Origin of the sequence: Staphylococcus sp. 8AQ, assembly GCF_902506595.1 — a bacterium.
Classification (GTDB): domain Bacteria; phylum Bacillota; class Bacilli; order Staphylococcales; family Staphylococcaceae; genus Staphylococcus; species Staphylococcus pasteuri.
Window position 1 is genome coordinate 2,054,245 of sequence record NZ_LR733871.1, and the last position, 16,946, is coordinate 2,071,190.

Below are 16,946 nucleotides of genomic sequence, written 5' to 3' on the forward strand. Positions count from 1 at the left end.
AACTTTTACACACCATAGATTTCACTCAATTAAATTGAACTTAACTTCATATGTACGACATAAGTTTACTAATAAAAAAACAAATAGGAGGAAATGTCTTGGCAAAACTTTTATACAAATTAGGCAAATTTATCGCTGAGCACAAATGGTTAAGCATTATTTCATGGCTTATCATTCTTGGCGTAATTATCACACCACTATTGATAAGCTCCCCAAAATTCGATAGTGATATCACTATGAATGGACTTAAATCATTAGACACAAATGACAAAATGTCTAAAGAATTCCATCAAGATAGTGAGAAGGCATCGATGAAAATTGTGATTCATTCTGATAAAAAGAATGGCATCACTGATAAAAATACTAAAAAAGACATAGAAAAAGCTTTAGATAATATTAAACAAGACGATGATTACGTACAAAATGTAAGTAATCCATATGAAACAAATCAAGTAAATGATGATAAAGATACTGCTATTGCAACAGTAAACTATGTTGTAAATCAAACATCATTACAAGATTCTTCTAAAAAAATTATCAATCGAGAAATGAAAGATGTTAAAGATGACCACAATGTTCAAATAGAACAAACAACTGGAAGCTCAATGAATTCTGAAATTGGTGGTAATTCAGAACTTGTTGGTATCATCACAGCATTTATTATTTTATTAATTACATTTGGCTCATTAATCGCTGCAGGTATGCCGATTGTAAGTGCCTTAATCGGTTTAGCTTCAAGTGTGGGAATCATTTCATTACTAACTAATGTATTTGACATTCCAAACTTCACATTGACGCTAGCAGTAATGATTGGTTTGGCAGTTGGTATCGACTACTCCTTATTTATTTTATTTAGATATAAAGAAATTAGGAAAAAAGGTACACCTCCTGTTGAATCCATCGCTTTAGCAGTTGGAACAGCCGGAAGCGCCGTTATCTTTGCCGGATTAACAGTAATGATTGCTGTCTGTGGATTATCATTAGTAGGTATTGACTTCTTAGCAGTTATGGGATTCTCTTCTGCACTTAGTGTTTTATTTGCTGTATTAGCAGCCTTAACACTATTACCTGCATTAATTAGTGTATTCCATAAACAAATTAAAATTAAAAACAAACCAGAAAATAATAAAGACCCTAAAGATCATAAATGGGCAAATTTCGTAGTTGGTAAACCTATAATTGCAATTATTATTAGTTTAATCATTTTAATTATCGCTATCATACCTGTATCCGGAATGAGATTAGGTATCCCAGATGATAGTCTTAAAGCTAATGATTCATCAGCACATAAAGCTTACAACTTAATCACAGATAACTTTGGTGCAGGCTATAATGGACAAATTGCAATGCTTGTTAACACTAAAGATGGCGGTAGCAAAAAATCTATCGAATCTGATTTAAACAGCATGAGAAAAGATATTAAAGACATGGATAATGTAGATACTGTGGAAAAACCACAATTAAATGATAATAATCATTATGCACTTATCCAAGTTATTCCAGAAGATGGTCCTAACGCTAAATCTACAAACGATTTAGTTTATGATTTACGTGATTACAATAAAGATGCTAAAGAAAAATACGATTTCAATTCTGAAATAACAGGTCAGAGTGTTATTAACATTGATATGTCAGAAAAACTTAACAACGCTATTCCAGTATTTGCAGGCGTTATCGTATTATTAGCCTTTGTATTATTAGTATTTGTCTTCCGTTCAATCCTTGTACCATTAAAAGCAGTACTTGGTTTCGTACTTTCATTAATGGCTACATTAGGTTTCACAACTTTAGTAATGCAAGATGGTTTCTTAGGTGGCTTATTCGGTGTCGAAAACACTGGACCAATATTAGCCTTCTTACCTGTTATAACAATAGGCTTACTCTTCGGTTTAGCTATCGACTATGAATTATTCTTAATGACACGTGTTCATGAAGAATATAGTAAGACTGGCGATAACGACCACTCTATTAGAGTAGGTATTAAAGAAAGTGGCCCAGTTATTGTTGCTGCAGCATTGATTATGTTCAGTGTGTTTATTGCTTTCGTTTTCCAAGATGATATGGCAATTAAATCAATGGGTATTTCTCTAGCATTCGGTGTTTTATTTGATGCATTTGTAGTACGAATGACATTAATTCCAGCATTAACAAAATTATTCGGTAAAGCTTCATGGTACATGCCTAAATGGTTGCGTAACATCCTCCCTGAATTAGATATCGAAGGTAAAGCATTAGAACAAGATTCAAATAGAGCTAATTCTCAAGCACATTATAATGAAGATAATTATAATGCTTATGCCGATGACCGTCGTCAAAGAGAAGATAGAAATAGCGTAAGCAACCAATATCGTTCAGATGAGCAACGTCGTTTCCATAATGAAAATGGACAACATTATAACGACAATCGTGATCACTCAACATATACTAGTGAATCGCACTTATCTCGACTTTCTTCAAACGAACCTAATGATGATGTAGATTATGAATCTTTATATAACAAAGAAGGAAATGGACAATATGTTGGTAATCGCAGAAATGATGATTACAGACACTACGATAGTCCAAATAATTATGATAACCATAACACTTCGTACGCACGTCGTTCTCAATCAAATCAACAAAGCAATGAAGTACGTACGACTGAATTATTTAAAGATTTATCAAGTAAATCAAATGGTCAAGATGTGTTATTCCATGCTCTAATGTTATATGCAAGAGAAAATGATCACGATGTTTATAATCAATATAATCATCACTCTGATCAACAATCTCATGACGACACTCACCGTAATAACGATAGAGATAGATATTAATTTTTAATAGGAGGAAATGCTGAATGTTTAAAACAAGAAGTTTAAAACTTTTAGGCCTATTTGCCACTATTGTCTTAGCCATTGTGCTAAGTGCATGTGGTAACGGTGGCGGAAGTTCATCAAAAGAAAAAGGCACATCACTTGGTAATAAAGAAATCGAATTACCTTACGTTGCTAGCGATAACTCTGCACCACGTACATTAGTCATTGCTGAAGTTTTAAAGAAAGCTGGTTATGATGTAACAACAACACCTGTTCAAGCAAGTGGCCCGTTATATGCTTCTGTAGCTGAAAATCCGGATTCATTCCATGCATCAGGTATTTTCCCATCTACAGATAAAAGCTATTATAATAAATTCAAAAGTAAATTATCAGTTTATGACAAAGAAAATCTTGTAGATGACGTTAAAGTTGGCTTGGCCGTACCAAAATACGAACAAGATATCGATTCTATTGCTGATCTTAAAGACAGTAAAAAATTCGATAAAGACATTCAAGGTACTGACGCAAGAAATGGCGTTATGAAACAAACTAAAAGTGAATTAGATGAAGATAATTTAGACGGCTATAGTCTTAAAGAATCTTCAGACCAAGATCAATTTAAAGCGATTCAAAAAGCTTATAAACAACAACAACCAATCCTATTTACAGCAATGGATTCAAGTTGGTTCTCTAAAGAATTAGATGTAAAAATGTTAAAAGATCCAGATAAAATCTATGGTAAAGAAGATCAACATATCAATTTAGTATTCAACAAAGAATTTAAAGAAAATCATCCAGCTGCGTATACAATTGCAACACGCATGTCAGACGACTGGAGCAAAAAAGATGAAGATCAATTAGCTAAGAAAATCTTCAAAGACCAAAAAAATCCAGAACAAGTTGCAAAAGATTATGTGGATGACCACGACAATAAAGTAGACGAATGGTTAGAAGGCATCGACCACTAATCCTAGCTACGACTTAATAACTCCGAGTAACAATCATGTAAAGGACTTGAGAATGAAGACATTCTCAAGTCCTTTTTTGTGTATTTAATTGAAGATAATTGTTTAGTTTATGTAAAAACCATTTATATTTGGTAAGATAAAATTATTCGTGATACATTACTAAATAAACATTGTTATTATTAATTAACATTATTACTTGAGGAGTCATAGTTATGCCAACATCAACACAAAAACGCATGATTAAACATATTAATCAAACTGCCTTTGAATTGTTACACCATAATCATTTTGATGAAATTACTGTACAAAAGATTTGTGAAGCAGCCGAAATTAACAGAAGTACATTTTATCGATATTTTCAAGATAAATATGATCTACTTCTACCACTTACAGAATTCTTAATGGAAGAAGAAGTAGTGAAGTATGATGGCCATAATGCTTCAACAGATGCGTTCGAACTGTTTATCCATTTTATTGATAGTAACAAACGCGTTTTTAAAAATTTATTAGTAGCTTCAAGACAAGAAGATGTATTTCGTCTGTTCACTCGATATGGTAGTGAAAAAATGATTGAAGAAGCACAAAACAATAATGACCCTCTTTCTAATAAAATTAATAATAGTAAATTCCCACAATTAATTGCTGATTTTTATAGTAGTGGTTTAATAGAAATTATTCGTCGGTGGGTTGAAAATGACTATAGTTATTCAGCTGATGAAATTTTAGAAGCTTTATATGATAGTTTGGATATCAATATCCCCTCTTGTTATAGCAGACAAACACAATTTGACAACCAAAATTGACAGTGTTAACTTTAACTAGAATGACTATTCTATTTTTAATGAGTGATGAAGATGTCCAAGAAGAAACAAGATTTATTAGAAGTAGCTGAACGATTATTTTATCAACACGGTTTCCATGGTGTTGGTCTCAAACAAATTATTCAAGAAGCTAATGTAGCCACAATGACACTTTATAATCATTTTGATTCAAAAGAAAAATTAGTAGAAGCTGTCCTTAAACAACGTGAATCACGTTATTGGCATTATTTAGAAGATGGTGTTAATCAATCTCCTCATCAACCTTTTATTTCAGCTGTTGATGCACATTGTAAATGGTTAGAAGACTATTCTTATACTGGAGATATGTTTATGAGAGCTATCGAAGATTATAGTGACAGTGATAGTAATATAGAATCTATCGCTCGTGGTCATAAAGAGCGTCTTTTAAACTTTCTTGAAAATTTAGCTACTCGATCTAACTTTAAAAATGGTCGTGATTTAGCGATTAGATATACTTTACTTATGGAAGGTACAACTTCTATGACAACACTATTAGGTGTAGATGAAGCGACAAAGCATGCACGTTATATTGCACATCTATTTATAGATGAAGCAACCAAATACAATTAATATTTGAGATTGATGTTTTCATCAATCTCTTTAATTTCAACCTAAAATAGAATGAACGTTCTATATAAAAGAGGGAGTGATCATATAATGAATTTCTATAAACTTGTATTTCCAGGTATTGCCATGATTGCTACAATCTATGGTTTAGGTAGATTTAGTTTTGGCCTATTTCTCCCTGATATTTCTAAAGATTTACATTTAAGCGCTTCAAGTGCTGGAATTATATCATCTTTATTTTATTTATCTTATTGTTTTACCATCATCTATGCTACGTTAAGAACTGCAAAAACTGGTCCTAAATATATGATTATGTTAGCTAGCTTATTAGTTATTTTAGGTTTAATCACCATTAGCATAGCCTCCAATGCATTGACGCTTTCTTTAGGTGTTATATTTGCTGGAGCGAGTTCGGGCCTTATCTCTCCACCTTATGGTTATGCTATTTCATTATGGATTAAATGGGAACAACAAGGTAAAGCTAACACATGGATTAATTCAGGTACGAGTATAGGTTTAGTGTTTACTGGAATAACTGCTATGTTAGTTTTTATAGATTGGCGTTCAGTATATTTAATTTATGGTATTATCGCCATTTTAATTACCGTATGGAACTTCTTTATTATTCCGTCTTTAAAACACAACATAAACATAAATCCAGGTTCTCTTAATATTCTAGATATAAGTGCCAGTAAAAGAATTATCTTTGCATCTACAATATTAGGTATTTCAACTGCACCATATTGGACCTTTTCAAAATCATATGTTCAAAATACTGATCACTACTCGCCTATCGCTTTATCTATATTTTGGATACTTATTGGTGTAGCTGGTGTATTAGGCGGTATTTCCGGTCGAATGATTGATCAATACGGACTTAAGTTCTCATATTTTTTAGGTGTCATTTTAATGGCAGCTGCATCTATTCTACTGGCATTAACACCTTTTATTTGGATAGTACCTTTCCTAGCTTCTTTACTTTTTGGAGCAAGTTATATATTTATTACAGGTGTATTGCTTGTTTGGGGAGTTAAATTGTTCGTTAAAAACGCTTCTCTTGGTATAGGAATTCCATTTTTAATGTTAGCAGTAGGACAAGTCATTGGTTCTGTTTTAGCAGGCCCTATTGTAGAAGAATTAGGTTATACATTCACCTTTGTAATATATGGCATTATTGGTTTAACACCAATCTTAATCTATCCAAAAGTTGAAGTTAAACCTCCGAAAGTTAATATCGACGATGAATATACTAAACTACAAAAAGCAAATAAAGATTTACTATAGATATAAAAGAAAGCTCCTCAAAGCGAATTGAGGAGCTTTCTTTATTTATATTAATCTTCATTTTTATTATCGAAATTTCTTCCTTCTAGTCCTGCTAATTCTTCTTTAGATGCATGTGGTGCTTTCATCTCAAACACTTTATCTACAACAGTGTAATCATAATATCCTAAACGTGCAATTGGACGAATTGAAGGTATATCTAGCTTTCCATCTTCAGTAATCACTTTATCATCGATATGAACTTGAGCAACACGACCAATTACAATATCCACTGTAGATACCGGGTCACCAGTTGGTATACGAATAGTTTGAACATATTCACATTCAAAATGAACAGGAGATTCCTTAACTCTATATCCAGGTGCTTCAATACATTCTTCTTTAGTCACACCAGCATATTCAAATTCATCTTCTTCGGGTGCTAATGCTTTGGATGATAAATTAACAGCTTCTCTTAAATCATAAGTCGCCATATTCCAAACAAACCAACCTGTTTCTTCTGCATTTTTCACTGTATCTTTACGTTCGTGGTCTCCTAAAACAGATTGATTAGCGGCAAACATAACCATTGGCGGGTCCCATGTTAGATTCTGATATTGACTATAAGGTGCTAAATTATCTTTACCATCCTTAGAAACAGTTGATATCCATCCTATAGGTCTTGGTACTGTACTACTTTTAAATGGATCATGTGGTAATCCATGAGATTTAGTGCCTTGCTTTGGTGAATAATTCATTGTTCCTCACCCCTATTAAATATTTATATTTCTTCAATCATACAATAACTTCATTGATAATTCTAATACTAAAAAACGATTTACTTATAGTCACATGCTATAAATAAATCGTTTAAAAATAATTAATAACTATTAATCTAACAATATTCCTTTAACTTTTATTTAATAAGCGTTAGCATTACTAGGCATAAATAACGATACGATAAATGCAACAAAACCTATACAAGCGATTGAAGCAAACATCATAAAGTAACTAGACATCTCACCAATATAAATCATTATTATTGGAGCAATGGCTGTTCCCATAAATAATATCACTGTATTTACAGATAAAAAGAATCCTTGATTACGATTAACTGTAATTCCTACTTTTGAAATGACTGAAGGGATTGCAAAGGCAATACCAGCTACAAACGTAACGCTAAAAATAGTTATGCAAATAATGTTAGTAGTCATTCCCATAACTAAAAGTGAAATTGTACTTGTTAATAAAGCTAATGAGATCAATCGTTTGATACCTATGCGACCGCTCAAACGTCCAGCTAATAATGATAGCAACATACCAATAACACCAAATAGTTTTACTAATGATGCTGTTGAAATGTCACCATTCAATTTATCAGATAGTATATATAAATTTAAAATAGCGTACATACTAATAAACATAATCAATAAAGTAAATGAAATGAATAAACAGTAAATAACTTTTAAATTATCTCGAAAGTCTTTGAAGTTATTAAAAAATTTAAGTAATTTAACATCAGTATTTCTGCGAGGACTTTCAGGTACAAATTGATAAATAACAAATACCAATAACAAATATAATACTGTTAAAGTAAAATACACCCAATGCCAATTTAAATGATGAACTATCATTTCACTTAAATTTTGTCCTAACACACCAGATAACATAAAACTTGTACTAATAAAGCTAATTGCTGTAACTCTCTTTTTAGCAGGGTAAGTTTCTGTGGTATAAGTAATAGCTACTGGAGAAAATGCAGCGGCAAATATTCCTTGTAACGCACGCATAACAAGTAATAATGTAAATGAATTTACAAAGCCAATAATAAAGCAAATCAATGTCAAACCACTTAATCCTATTAATATTGTTTTAATTCTCCCGTATTTATCAGAAATGGTTCCATAAAATAGACAGCTAATTGAATACATAATAGAGAAAATAACACCATTTAAAGTAGCAACAGATTGTGGAATATGAAATGAATGAGCAAATGCTGCAGTAAGCGGAAGTGCAGTATATAAACTTCCCATAACGATAATTCCTGAGAAAAAGAGAATTGTAGTTATAAGATTATAATGACGTTGTTCTTCCATTTATCTTTATACTCCCTTCCTATTTTTTATTAACGTTACCTATTATTACACTTTAACTCATAAAACTAAAGAACCTATTTAATTTGCAAAAAATTTAAAATTTATAGCAAATTAAATGCCACGTTGATATACGCTGTAATTTGCTCATCTATCCCTTTTATAACCTACAAGCAATTCGTATTGACTTTCATTACCCCAAGATATATAATATATCCAGTATAAAAAATATATTAAATGGAGGTGACCCATATGAAAGTAGAATTAGGTTTAACATCTTTTGCTGATAACACTGTTATTCACATGCCAGAAGGTTCAGAATTACCTATCTCAAACGCGGAAAGAATTAGAAATATCGTTGAAGAGATTCAGCTTGCTGATCAATTAGGATTAGATGTGTATGGTCTTGGAGAACATCATAGAAAGGATTATGCAGTATCCGATCCTGTTACAGTATTAGCTGCAGCTGCTGCAAAAACATCTCACATTAAACTTTCTTCTGCCGTTACCGTATTATCGTCTGATGATCCAGTCAGAGTATACGAACGTTTTTCAACATTAGACGCCGTATCTAATGGTAGAGCTGAAGTAATGATTGGTAGAGGTTCATTTATCGAGTCATTTCCTTTATTTGGTTACAATTTAAATGACTATGAGGATTTATTTAATGAAAAGCTTCAAATGTTGCTAAAAATCAACAATCATGAAATGATAGATTGGGAAGGTAAATTACGACCTAGCATTGATAAGACAGGTATATATCCAAGAATAGAACATGGACAATTACCTATTTCAATTGCTACAGGAGGAACGCCTGAATCTTCTTTAAGAGCTGGTGCATTAGGTTTACCAATTACTTATGCTATTATTGGTGGTAATCCTAAACGTTTTACTCGCAACATTGAGATTTATAAATCTGTTGCTGAATCATATGGTCACAATCCTTCTGAACTGCCGATTTCAGTCCATTCTTGGGGCTATATTGCTGATACAGATGAACAAGCTAAACGTGAGTTCTTCCCGTCATTAAAAGCACATCAAGATATACTTGGTAGAGAACGCGGTTGGCCAACTTTTGATGAACAAGCCTTTGAAAGAGAAATTGGAAGCAATGGTGCGATATACTTAGGAAGTCCAGAGACTGTCGCACAAAAGATAATTGAAACTATAGAAACTCTAGGTCTTAATCGTTTTATGATTCATACACCAGTAGGATCAATGCCTCATGAAAAAACAATGCATTCAATTCGTCTTTTTGGGGAAAAGGTTAAACCTATAGTAGATAAATATTTTAAAGATAAATAGGAGGAAATATTATTATGATATTACGTTATGCTACAAATTTAAAACTTGCTAAAGAATTATACGATGCATCAAAACCAAAATTACAAGGTGATCAAGGTATGATTGATACATTCACAAATGTATTCGGATTACCAGAACAATCTGTTAAATTAGCTGGTGGTGTTGAAGCTGCAGCTGCAGGTTTGTTCGCAGTTAGTTTCTTAAGTAAAACAGCTTCTCGTTTAGGTTCATTAGCTACTATTTCAGTATTAGGTGTAGCAACTTATAAACACTTTGAAGCTGGCCATGGTAAAAAAGGTGCACAACACGCATTAGACTTACTAGGATTAGCAACATTAAGTTTACTAGATACATTTGATGGTAAACGCAAATAATTTTGACCATAAAATAGACCACATCCTTGTGGTCTATTTTATTTATATTTATTTAACAAATGTAATGGAATATGACACATATGATGATCTTCAGGATAATGTTCTAATCTATCTTGATGTTCTGACGCACTTTTTACATAATTAGACAGAGGTAAGACTTCCACCTTTATTTTAAAACAATCTTCTCTTTGATTAATAAAGTCTTTCGCTTCTTGCAAATGTTGATCATCCTTACTATAAAAACCTGTTCTATATTTTTTACCTACATCATGCCCTTGTTTATTTACACTATATGGATCAATGACTTCAAATAAATACTCCATAATTTTATATATTGTTAACACTTCAGGATCATAAGTTAATTTTACGCATTCTGCATATCCATCATAATTCCCATCTAATGTTTGAGTCTTTCCATTGGCTCTTCCAGCTTCTGTTGAAATAATGCCTGGTATTGTTTTAAAAAATGCTTGCACTCCCCATAGACATCCACCAGCCACATATACTGTTTCCATACTATTCACCTCTTTAGTTGAATTATACAAAAATAAATTAAAAGTACTTATTACTTCTCTCTATAACAAAATATTTATAAACAACTAATGCAAAGTGACAAAACTGTTATTCAATTGACACCTCATACATAGGTCTTTTAAAAGTTTAAATGATATCTTTAATTTAGATATTAAACAGCTTTAGTCATTTACCATTTACTAAAGGGGAGATCTATTTGTTCCATCAATCTATCAAATATTTTATCAGAGCTATTGTCATTGCTATAGCTTTATTACTTAATTTCAACCAAAATGTTTTAGCTTCTATAAACGAAAATCCACATAAAAACCACATTTCACATCAGAAAGATAATACATATACACTTAAGACAACAAAAGAAAGACACGAGCAACATATGAAATTATTGCCAGAAACTGGTCAAAACAGAAAGCATACACCCATCCTAGGTTTGGTAGTTCTTTTAATATTAGGTATTACTTTTATCTTTATAAAACGAACTTCATCTAAAAAGTAATATATTTTATATTAATTTCTCCTTTCTTAAACTTTCATAAATTAATCTTTTTTTCATATAAGTATCGATAAATACCAACTTCTTATAGTTTTTATCGATACTTTTTTCTATGGTTAAATCGAATTAACGACAATTAAATAATATTAAATTCCATTTAATTAAATAAAATAAAAAGAATTCGTTTCAAAACTTAAATGTCATAAATATTTTTAAAAAATTTATATATTTATATTGACTTAAAAATATCTGATGTTATATTTGAATCGTAAATAAATTTTTTGGAGGTTTTTATATGAAAGCAAAATTTTTCACAGCTAGTTCTTTGTTAATTGCCACTTTAACGTCCGCTACTCTTCTCAACTCAGCACAAGCCGACACTACATCCACACAACATCAAGATAATAATCAACAAGTTAAACAGAGCCAACACCAAAAGAAATCTAACATTCAGAACAAAGACAATATTAAACCTATCGAGAAAAAAGAAAGAGCAAATGTTATATTACCTAACAATAATAGACACCAAATTACAGATACGACTTTAGGACACTATGCACCAGTAACTTTCATTCAAGTCAAAACTAATGGTGGTACTGCAATTGCATCAGGTATCGTAGTTGGTAAAGATAAACTTTTAACAAATAAACATGTCGTCGATGCTACTAATGGTAATCCACAAAATCTAACTGCAGCCCCTTCCGCTATCAATGAAAATGACTTCCCTAATGGTAGCTTTACTGCTGAAACTATCACTAAATATCCTGGTAATGCTGATTTAGCCATCGTAAAGTTCTCTCCTAATCAAAACGGTGAAAATATTGGAGATGTTATTCAACCAGCAACAATAGACGGTAATGTAGATTCAGAAACTAACCAACCTATTACTGTAACTGGATATCCTGGTGACAAACCACTTGCTACTATGTGGGAAAGTAAAGGTAAAATCACTAAACTTCAAGGCGAAAATATGCAATATGATTTAAGTACTACTGGTGGTAATTCCGGTTCTCCAGTATTTAACTCAAGAAATGAACTTATCGGTATTCATTGGGGTGGCGTTTCTAATGCTTATAATGGTGCGGTTTACTTCAATGATGATGTTTTAGATTTCTTAGAACAAAACATTCAAGATATTAACTTTGCAAATAATGACGATGGCAATGATGACGCCGCTTAATTTTAAAATATTTTAAATATAGCTATACAATATCCATCCAATGGAGGTTTATTAATGCAAACTACATCTAAATATAAATTATTTAAGTTACTTACTTTTTCTATCATTGTTGCTTTACTGTTATCACTAAGCGCTATAACTAATATTAAAACAGCTCAAGCTAATCAAGATTCAGATCAACTTGAAATTAATGTAAAGAGTAACAAAGTACCTCAAAAAGTAGAACAATTAGCACAACAACAGTATGTTGGCTATGCACAAGCACTTGATAAACAACACAATAAGCAAAGTGGGAAATATCAATTAGGCGAACCTTTTAATATTTATAAATTTAATGGCGAAGAAGATAATAGTTATTATTATCCTATTTTGAAAGATGGCAAAATTGTATACACACTAACAATAAGTCCAAAAACAAATTCCGACTTAAAAAAATCTAAAGAAGACGCTAATTATAGCGTGAAAATATCTAATTTTATTGCTGATGATTTAGATAAAATTAAAGATAAAAATTCAAAAATCACTATCCTTACTGATGAAAAAGGATTTTACTTTGAAGAAGATGGCAAAGTCAAATTAGTTAAATCTACACCACTACCTACTAACACTAAGGAAAAAGAAAGCAGTAAAACTGTTTCTTCAACACTCAAAAAACAATTAAACAATACATCTGAACCGACTAAAATTAAAGAAACTCAATATGCAGAAAATGAAAGTAATAATCAAGTTCAATATGAAAACACCCTAGATCATTTCAAAATTAGAGAACAACAATTTGATAATTCTTGGTGTGCAGGATTCAGTATGGCTGCCCTACTTAACGCTACAAAAAATACAGATAAATACAATGCATATGACATTATGAGAACTTTATATCCTAATGTTAGCGAAGCAGAATTGCCACAATATTCTACTAACCCAAATCAAATGATAAGATACGGTAACTCACAAGGTAGAGATATCCAACATCAAAGTGGCATGCCTTCTTATAACCAAGTTGATCAATTAACTAAAGATAATAAAGGTGCTATGATTTTAGCACATAGTGTTGAAAACAATCCAAATGATCCTCATCTTGGTCACGCTCTAGCCGTGGTTGGTAATGCTCAAATTAATAATGAAGATAAAATTATCTATTGGAATCCTTGGGATACTGAACTATCTATTCAAGATGCAGATTCTAACTTATTACATCTGTCATTCAATAGAGACTATACATGGGATGACACAATGATAGGTTATTAATTAACATAGTCATTGATATTGATTAGAGGTAGGTGAAAGTATGTATCAACTTCAATTTATTAATTTAGATTTCAATCCATCAACACTCACAAAGGAACAGCTTAATTTGATTCAACAATTTTTAGGTAATTGGAAAAACCAATCACTTAAAAAATCAATTAGTATTCGATATGAAAGACATACTCTTCTTAATCAATATCAAATAATTCAAATTGATTCTAACCATCAGCGTATCAAAATATTACCTGAAGATAATCAGCAAATAATATATACATTAGACTATGAAGACTCACAACATATTTTAATACAAACATCGATTCATCATTCTTACGGCACTTCAAGACCAATAAGATATGAAAAATAAATTACATTAAAATCACAATATGAATAACGCCGTTCAAAGAAAGATACATTAAAGTATCTCCTTTGAACGGCGCTTTAATATGTTTAATTAATAAGTAGTTGAACTCCTCTTACTATATTAATGATAAATAGTATGCCTGAACCAATGATTAATATAGTAGCTAAAATAAATAATAGTACCATTAGTATAGTGTTACTATCGTAAAATACTGGTGCCATTGCAAAACAAATTAAAGACACGACGATAAATAACCACGATAAAATATGATTGAATAATGCATTTCTAGAATGTGTAGATGCAGGTTTTTCACCCACAATCCAAACAATAAGTGGGAACAGTACGGGTGCAAAAAAGATACTTAAATAGCTTAACGATCCCAGTACATTATTGGTTCTATTATCCAATTCTCTATTGTTATCTTCCATCTGTTGCCACCTCTTTTTTCATTTCATTTCTTTGTATATACTCAATTATTTCCTAGGTTATTTATTTATACCTCTAGTAGCGTTGATTTACACATTATCATCTATATATCCCATTTAATTAACTATCTAATAATATAACCCTGTTGACCTAATATATCTAAAATACTTTTAGCCTGTATATTCATACCTTTAGTACTGATAATTGGATAATTATAAAAATTTAAAACTTGTTGTTCTAAATTTGCATCATTAAATAAAAATTGATGAGGATAATGTTCTAATAATTCTTCGGTGACAGCTTGTTTTAACGCTAGTATTTTAGCACCGTAATGCATACCTTCTATAAGCGGCAACCCAGTACTTTCTACTTCAGAGGTAAACAACAAATGATTACTACGGTAATAAGTCTGCATTTTCAAACAATCAATTGAACCAATAAATCTTACTGGTAGTTTTTCTTTACGACATTGCTTAAACATTCGTTTTATTGAACGTGTTTCATCTCCGTTTAATGTGATTTGTATATAAGAAGGAATTTGAAATTTCTTAATTGCTTGTCCCACTTTTACTACTAAATCAAAACGTTTATAGTTTTCAGTATTAGTCGGATAAAATAAATGGATGGCTTCATCATGTACTTCAGGGTACGAAGTAAATAGTTTTGGCTGACAAACTTGAACTTGGTCGTTATATGGTTCTACTAACTTTTTCATTTCATTAGTCTGAACAATAATACAATCTGCATCACTCACGCTTTTTCTAATCTTTTTCTTTAATATATTCATTTTCAATCGCTTAAGCATACTATCTGATTGTTTGTACGATTCGTTTATGAATGCAAGTGCTTGATGAACATATAAAATCTGCTTTCCACTAAATCCCGAGACACCATAATTTAGTAATGACACAATACAATCTGGTTGTAATTTTTTTATCATGCGCTTTAATGTAACAAATTCAAAATAGATTCTGTGCAAAATTGAATATTTAATAAATGGAAACGTCATGCCTTTAACGTGTTTAGATTCATAGACTCGTCTTTTACTTGTAATAAATAGCCATTCATTATGTTTATCTTTTAATACTTCCTTATTAAAATAATCCGATATGGTTTTTGCTCCTCCATATTCACTTGCATAATCTAATACTAAAATCTTCATCTTTCCATCTTCCTAATCTATCATTAGAGGCTAACATTTAATCTTTCGAAATATTCACCATTAGAATTGATTTCAGTATATTTATAGCTAACCCCTACATTCATTTCTTTAATTGTTTGATCTGTTTCATCATCGCTTCTACATTTTGTTCAATCTTAAATTCACTTTCATAAAATCGGCGGGCATTCGTACCCATTTCTGCTCTCAATGTTTGGTTATCAGTTAATTGACTTACATATGTCAAACATTGGCGATAATCACCATTATTAACCCAATATCCGCATTGCTGTTTGACAATTTCACTGCCAGCATCTGTATTACTATCAGTCATAGCAATCACTGGTTTACCAAACATAAAATAACTTGTTAGTCGTTGAGGGTAATTAGGTATAGTAAAACGTTCGTCTAAAAATATAAATCCTACATCACTTTCTTTTAACAGTTGATGATAGGCATGTTGAGATAATCTCTGTATAGTAATTACATTGTCAATATGTTTAGTAGCTTGAACAACATCTTCAAATTCAGTGCCATTACCTACAATCACCATTTGAGCATTGGGTATTTGGTTAAATCCTTGTGCAACAGCTTTAACAACAGCTTTAATCTTGTCTGGTGATTGTGGTACACCAATATTCCCACCATAGATAAATGTAACTTTTTCTGCATCTAAACCATATTGACGAAAGATTTTTGCCTTTTTATGACTAAATTTTTGTGAAATATCGTATAATCCATTTCTAAAAATGTGTATTTTATTTTTCACAATATTAGGATGATGATTTGTAATAAATTTCTCATTAGCTTCTGACATTACACCAATATAGTCTGAAACTTTGTATAGTAATGTTTCTTGCTTTTTAAAATATCGATACATAAAGCTATCTTCTTTTAACATATTTAAATCAACAGCATTTTGTGGAAATATATCCTTTAACAATAAAGCCGTTATTGCATTAAATTGTTGCTTCAAATCTCGAACTAGTGGCCCAATTGTGACAGGTGGGGTTGGGTATAGAATCAACTGAAACGTATCGTTAGGAAAATATTTACCAATAGCACGTTTAAATAATCGACTAATGATTAGCATACTAATGCCTCGTTCAATTGCATTTGTTTGATTAATATTTGTGGGTAATTTCACTCTTAATATCGATACATTATCTTCTTTAATTACATGCGTCTTTTCTACGTGTCGTCTCTCCAAAGGACAGAGCACAACAACGTCTTCATAATATTGTTTTAATTCATTAATTAAATCAGGATATAACCCAATGTCTTTAATCGTTGAAATATTGACTACCGTTAAAAATATTGCTTTCATGTCATCACCAAGTT

Annotated in this window: 17 protein-coding genes; 11 read left to right on the forward strand and 6 right to left on the reverse strand. The window is 31.2% G+C overall.

Annotated features, from left to right (window positions below; translation table 11 throughout):
- Nucleotides 1–98 precede the first annotated feature (98 nt).
- The 5 genes from GVY01_RS10130 to GVY01_RS10150 all read left to right on the forward strand — a co-directional run bounded on the left by GVY01_RS10130 (nt 99) and on the right by GVY01_RS10150 (nt 6,456).
- Nucleotides 99–2,813: an MMPL family transporter gene (locus tag GVY01_RS10130; protein ID WP_017637250.1), complete on the forward strand. Its 2,715-nt coding sequence runs from the start codon at nt 99–101 to the stop codon at nt 2,811–2,813.
- A 23-nt stretch (nt 2,814–2,836) separates the two neighbouring features.
- The gene (locus tag GVY01_RS10135; protein ID WP_017637251.1) at nt 2,837–3,763 is read left to right on the forward strand and encodes a glycine betaine ABC transporter substrate-binding protein; all 927 of its coding nucleotides are present in this window, start codon (nt 2,837–2,839) and stop codon (nt 3,761–3,763) included.
- Nucleotides 3,764–3,975: 212 nt separating this feature from the next.
- On the forward strand, nt 3,976–4,566 hold the full coding sequence (locus tag GVY01_RS10140) for a TetR/AcrR family transcriptional regulator (RefSeq protein ID WP_017637252.1): 591 nt from the start codon (nt 3,976–3,978) through the stop codon (nt 4,564–4,566).
- 51 nt (nt 4,567–4,617) lie between these two features.
- The gene (locus GVY01_RS10145) at nt 4,618–5,175 is read left to right on the forward strand and encodes a TetR/AcrR family transcriptional regulator (RefSeq protein WP_017637253.1); all 558 of its coding nucleotides are present in this window, start codon (nt 4,618–4,620) and stop codon (nt 5,173–5,175) included.
- 87 nt (nt 5,176–5,262) lie between these two features.
- Nucleotides 5,263–6,456 carry an MFS transporter gene (locus tag GVY01_RS10150; protein WP_017637254.1) on the forward strand — a complete coding sequence of 398 codons (1,194 nt, stop codon included), beginning with the start codon at nt 5,263–5,265 and terminating at the stop codon, nt 6,454–6,456.
- 50 nt (nt 6,457–6,506) lie between these two features.
- Here the strand turns inward: GVY01_RS10150 and GVY01_RS10155 are convergent, their stop codons facing one another.
- Together GVY01_RS10155 and GVY01_RS10160 are read right to left on the reverse strand one after the other, a co-directional pair.
- Nucleotides 6,507–7,193 carry a flavin reductase family protein gene (locus GVY01_RS10155; RefSeq protein ID WP_017637255.1) on the reverse strand — a complete coding sequence of 229 codons (687 nt, stop codon included), beginning with the start codon at nt 7,191–7,193 and terminating at the stop codon, nt 6,507–6,509.
- Nucleotides 7,194–7,355: 162 nt separating this feature from the next.
- Nucleotides 7,356–8,531, reverse strand: coding sequence for an MFS transporter (locus GVY01_RS10160; RefSeq protein ID WP_017637256.1), 1,176 nt, complete (start codon nt 8,529–8,531; stop codon nt 7,356–7,358).
- A 249-nt stretch (nt 8,532–8,780) separates the two neighbouring features.
- On the opposite strand from GVY01_RS10160, the gene GVY01_RS10165 reads away from it, so the two are divergent.
- Together GVY01_RS10165 and GVY01_RS10170 are read left to right on the forward strand one after the other, a co-directional pair.
- Nucleotides 8,781–9,833 (forward strand): LLM class flavin-dependent oxidoreductase, encoded by a 1,053-nt coding sequence (locus tag GVY01_RS10165; protein ID WP_017637257.1) that lies wholly within the window; start codon nt 8,781–8,783, stop codon nt 9,831–9,833.
- Between the two features lie 14 nt (nt 9,834–9,847).
- The gene (locus GVY01_RS10170) at nt 9,848–10,207 is read left to right on the forward strand and encodes a hypothetical protein (protein WP_017637258.1); all 360 of its coding nucleotides are present in this window, start codon (nt 9,848–9,850) and stop codon (nt 10,205–10,207) included.
- 38 nt (nt 10,208–10,245) lie between these two features.
- Here the strand turns inward: GVY01_RS10170 and GVY01_RS10175 are convergent, their stop codons facing one another.
- Nucleotides 10,246–10,722, reverse strand: coding sequence for a peptide-methionine (S)-S-oxide reductase (locus GVY01_RS10175; RefSeq protein WP_017637259.1), 477 nt, complete (start codon nt 10,720–10,722; stop codon nt 10,246–10,248).
- Nucleotides 10,723–10,937: 215 nt separating this feature from the next.
- Here GVY01_RS10175 and GVY01_RS10180 point away from each other — a divergent pair, with 215 nt between their 5' ends.
- The 4 genes from GVY01_RS10180 to GVY01_RS10195 all read left to right on the forward strand — a co-directional run bounded on the left by GVY01_RS10180 (nt 10,938) and on the right by GVY01_RS10195 (nt 14,023).
- Entirely contained in the window at nt 10,938–11,237 is a 300-nt protein-coding gene (locus GVY01_RS10180; RefSeq protein ID WP_017637260.1) for an LPXTG cell wall anchor domain-containing protein, read from the forward strand.
- Nucleotides 11,238–11,529: 292 nt separating this feature from the next.
- Nucleotides 11,530–12,414: a trypsin-like serine peptidase gene (locus GVY01_RS10185; RefSeq protein WP_017637261.1), complete on the forward strand. Its 885-nt coding sequence runs from the start codon at nt 11,530–11,532 to the stop codon at nt 12,412–12,414.
- A 54-nt stretch (nt 12,415–12,468) separates the two neighbouring features.
- Complete coding sequence (locus tag GVY01_RS10190) at nt 12,469–13,659, forward strand: C47 family peptidase (RefSeq protein WP_017637262.1); 1,191 nt, start codon at nt 12,469–12,471, stop codon at nt 13,657–13,659.
- A gap of 40 nt (nt 13,660–13,699) precedes the next feature.
- A complete protein-coding gene (locus tag GVY01_RS10195) occupies nt 13,700–14,023 on the forward strand; it encodes a cysteine protease inhibitor staphostatin B (protein ID WP_017637263.1) in 324 nt (107 codons plus the stop codon).
- An 83-nt stretch (nt 14,024–14,106) separates the two neighbouring features.
- On the opposite strand, the gene GVY01_RS10200 is transcribed toward GVY01_RS10195, so the two are convergent.
- From GVY01_RS10200 to GVY01_RS10210, 3 genes are all read right to left on the reverse strand, one after another.
- A complete protein-coding gene (locus GVY01_RS10200; RefSeq protein ID WP_159333747.1) occupies nt 14,107–14,448 on the reverse strand; it encodes a DUF4870 domain-containing protein in 342 nt (113 codons plus the stop codon).
- Nucleotides 14,449–14,570: 122 nt separating this feature from the next.
- Nucleotides 14,571–15,608 (reverse strand): glycosyltransferase, encoded by a 1,038-nt coding sequence (locus tag GVY01_RS10205; RefSeq protein WP_017637265.1) that lies wholly within the window; start codon nt 15,606–15,608, stop codon nt 14,571–14,573.
- A 100-nt stretch (nt 15,609–15,708) separates the two neighbouring features.
- Nucleotides 15,709–16,932 (reverse strand): glycosyltransferase family 4 protein, encoded by a 1,224-nt coding sequence (locus tag GVY01_RS10210; RefSeq protein WP_159333748.1) that lies wholly within the window; start codon nt 16,930–16,932, stop codon nt 15,709–15,711.
- Nucleotides 16,933–16,946: the final 14 nt, after the last annotated feature.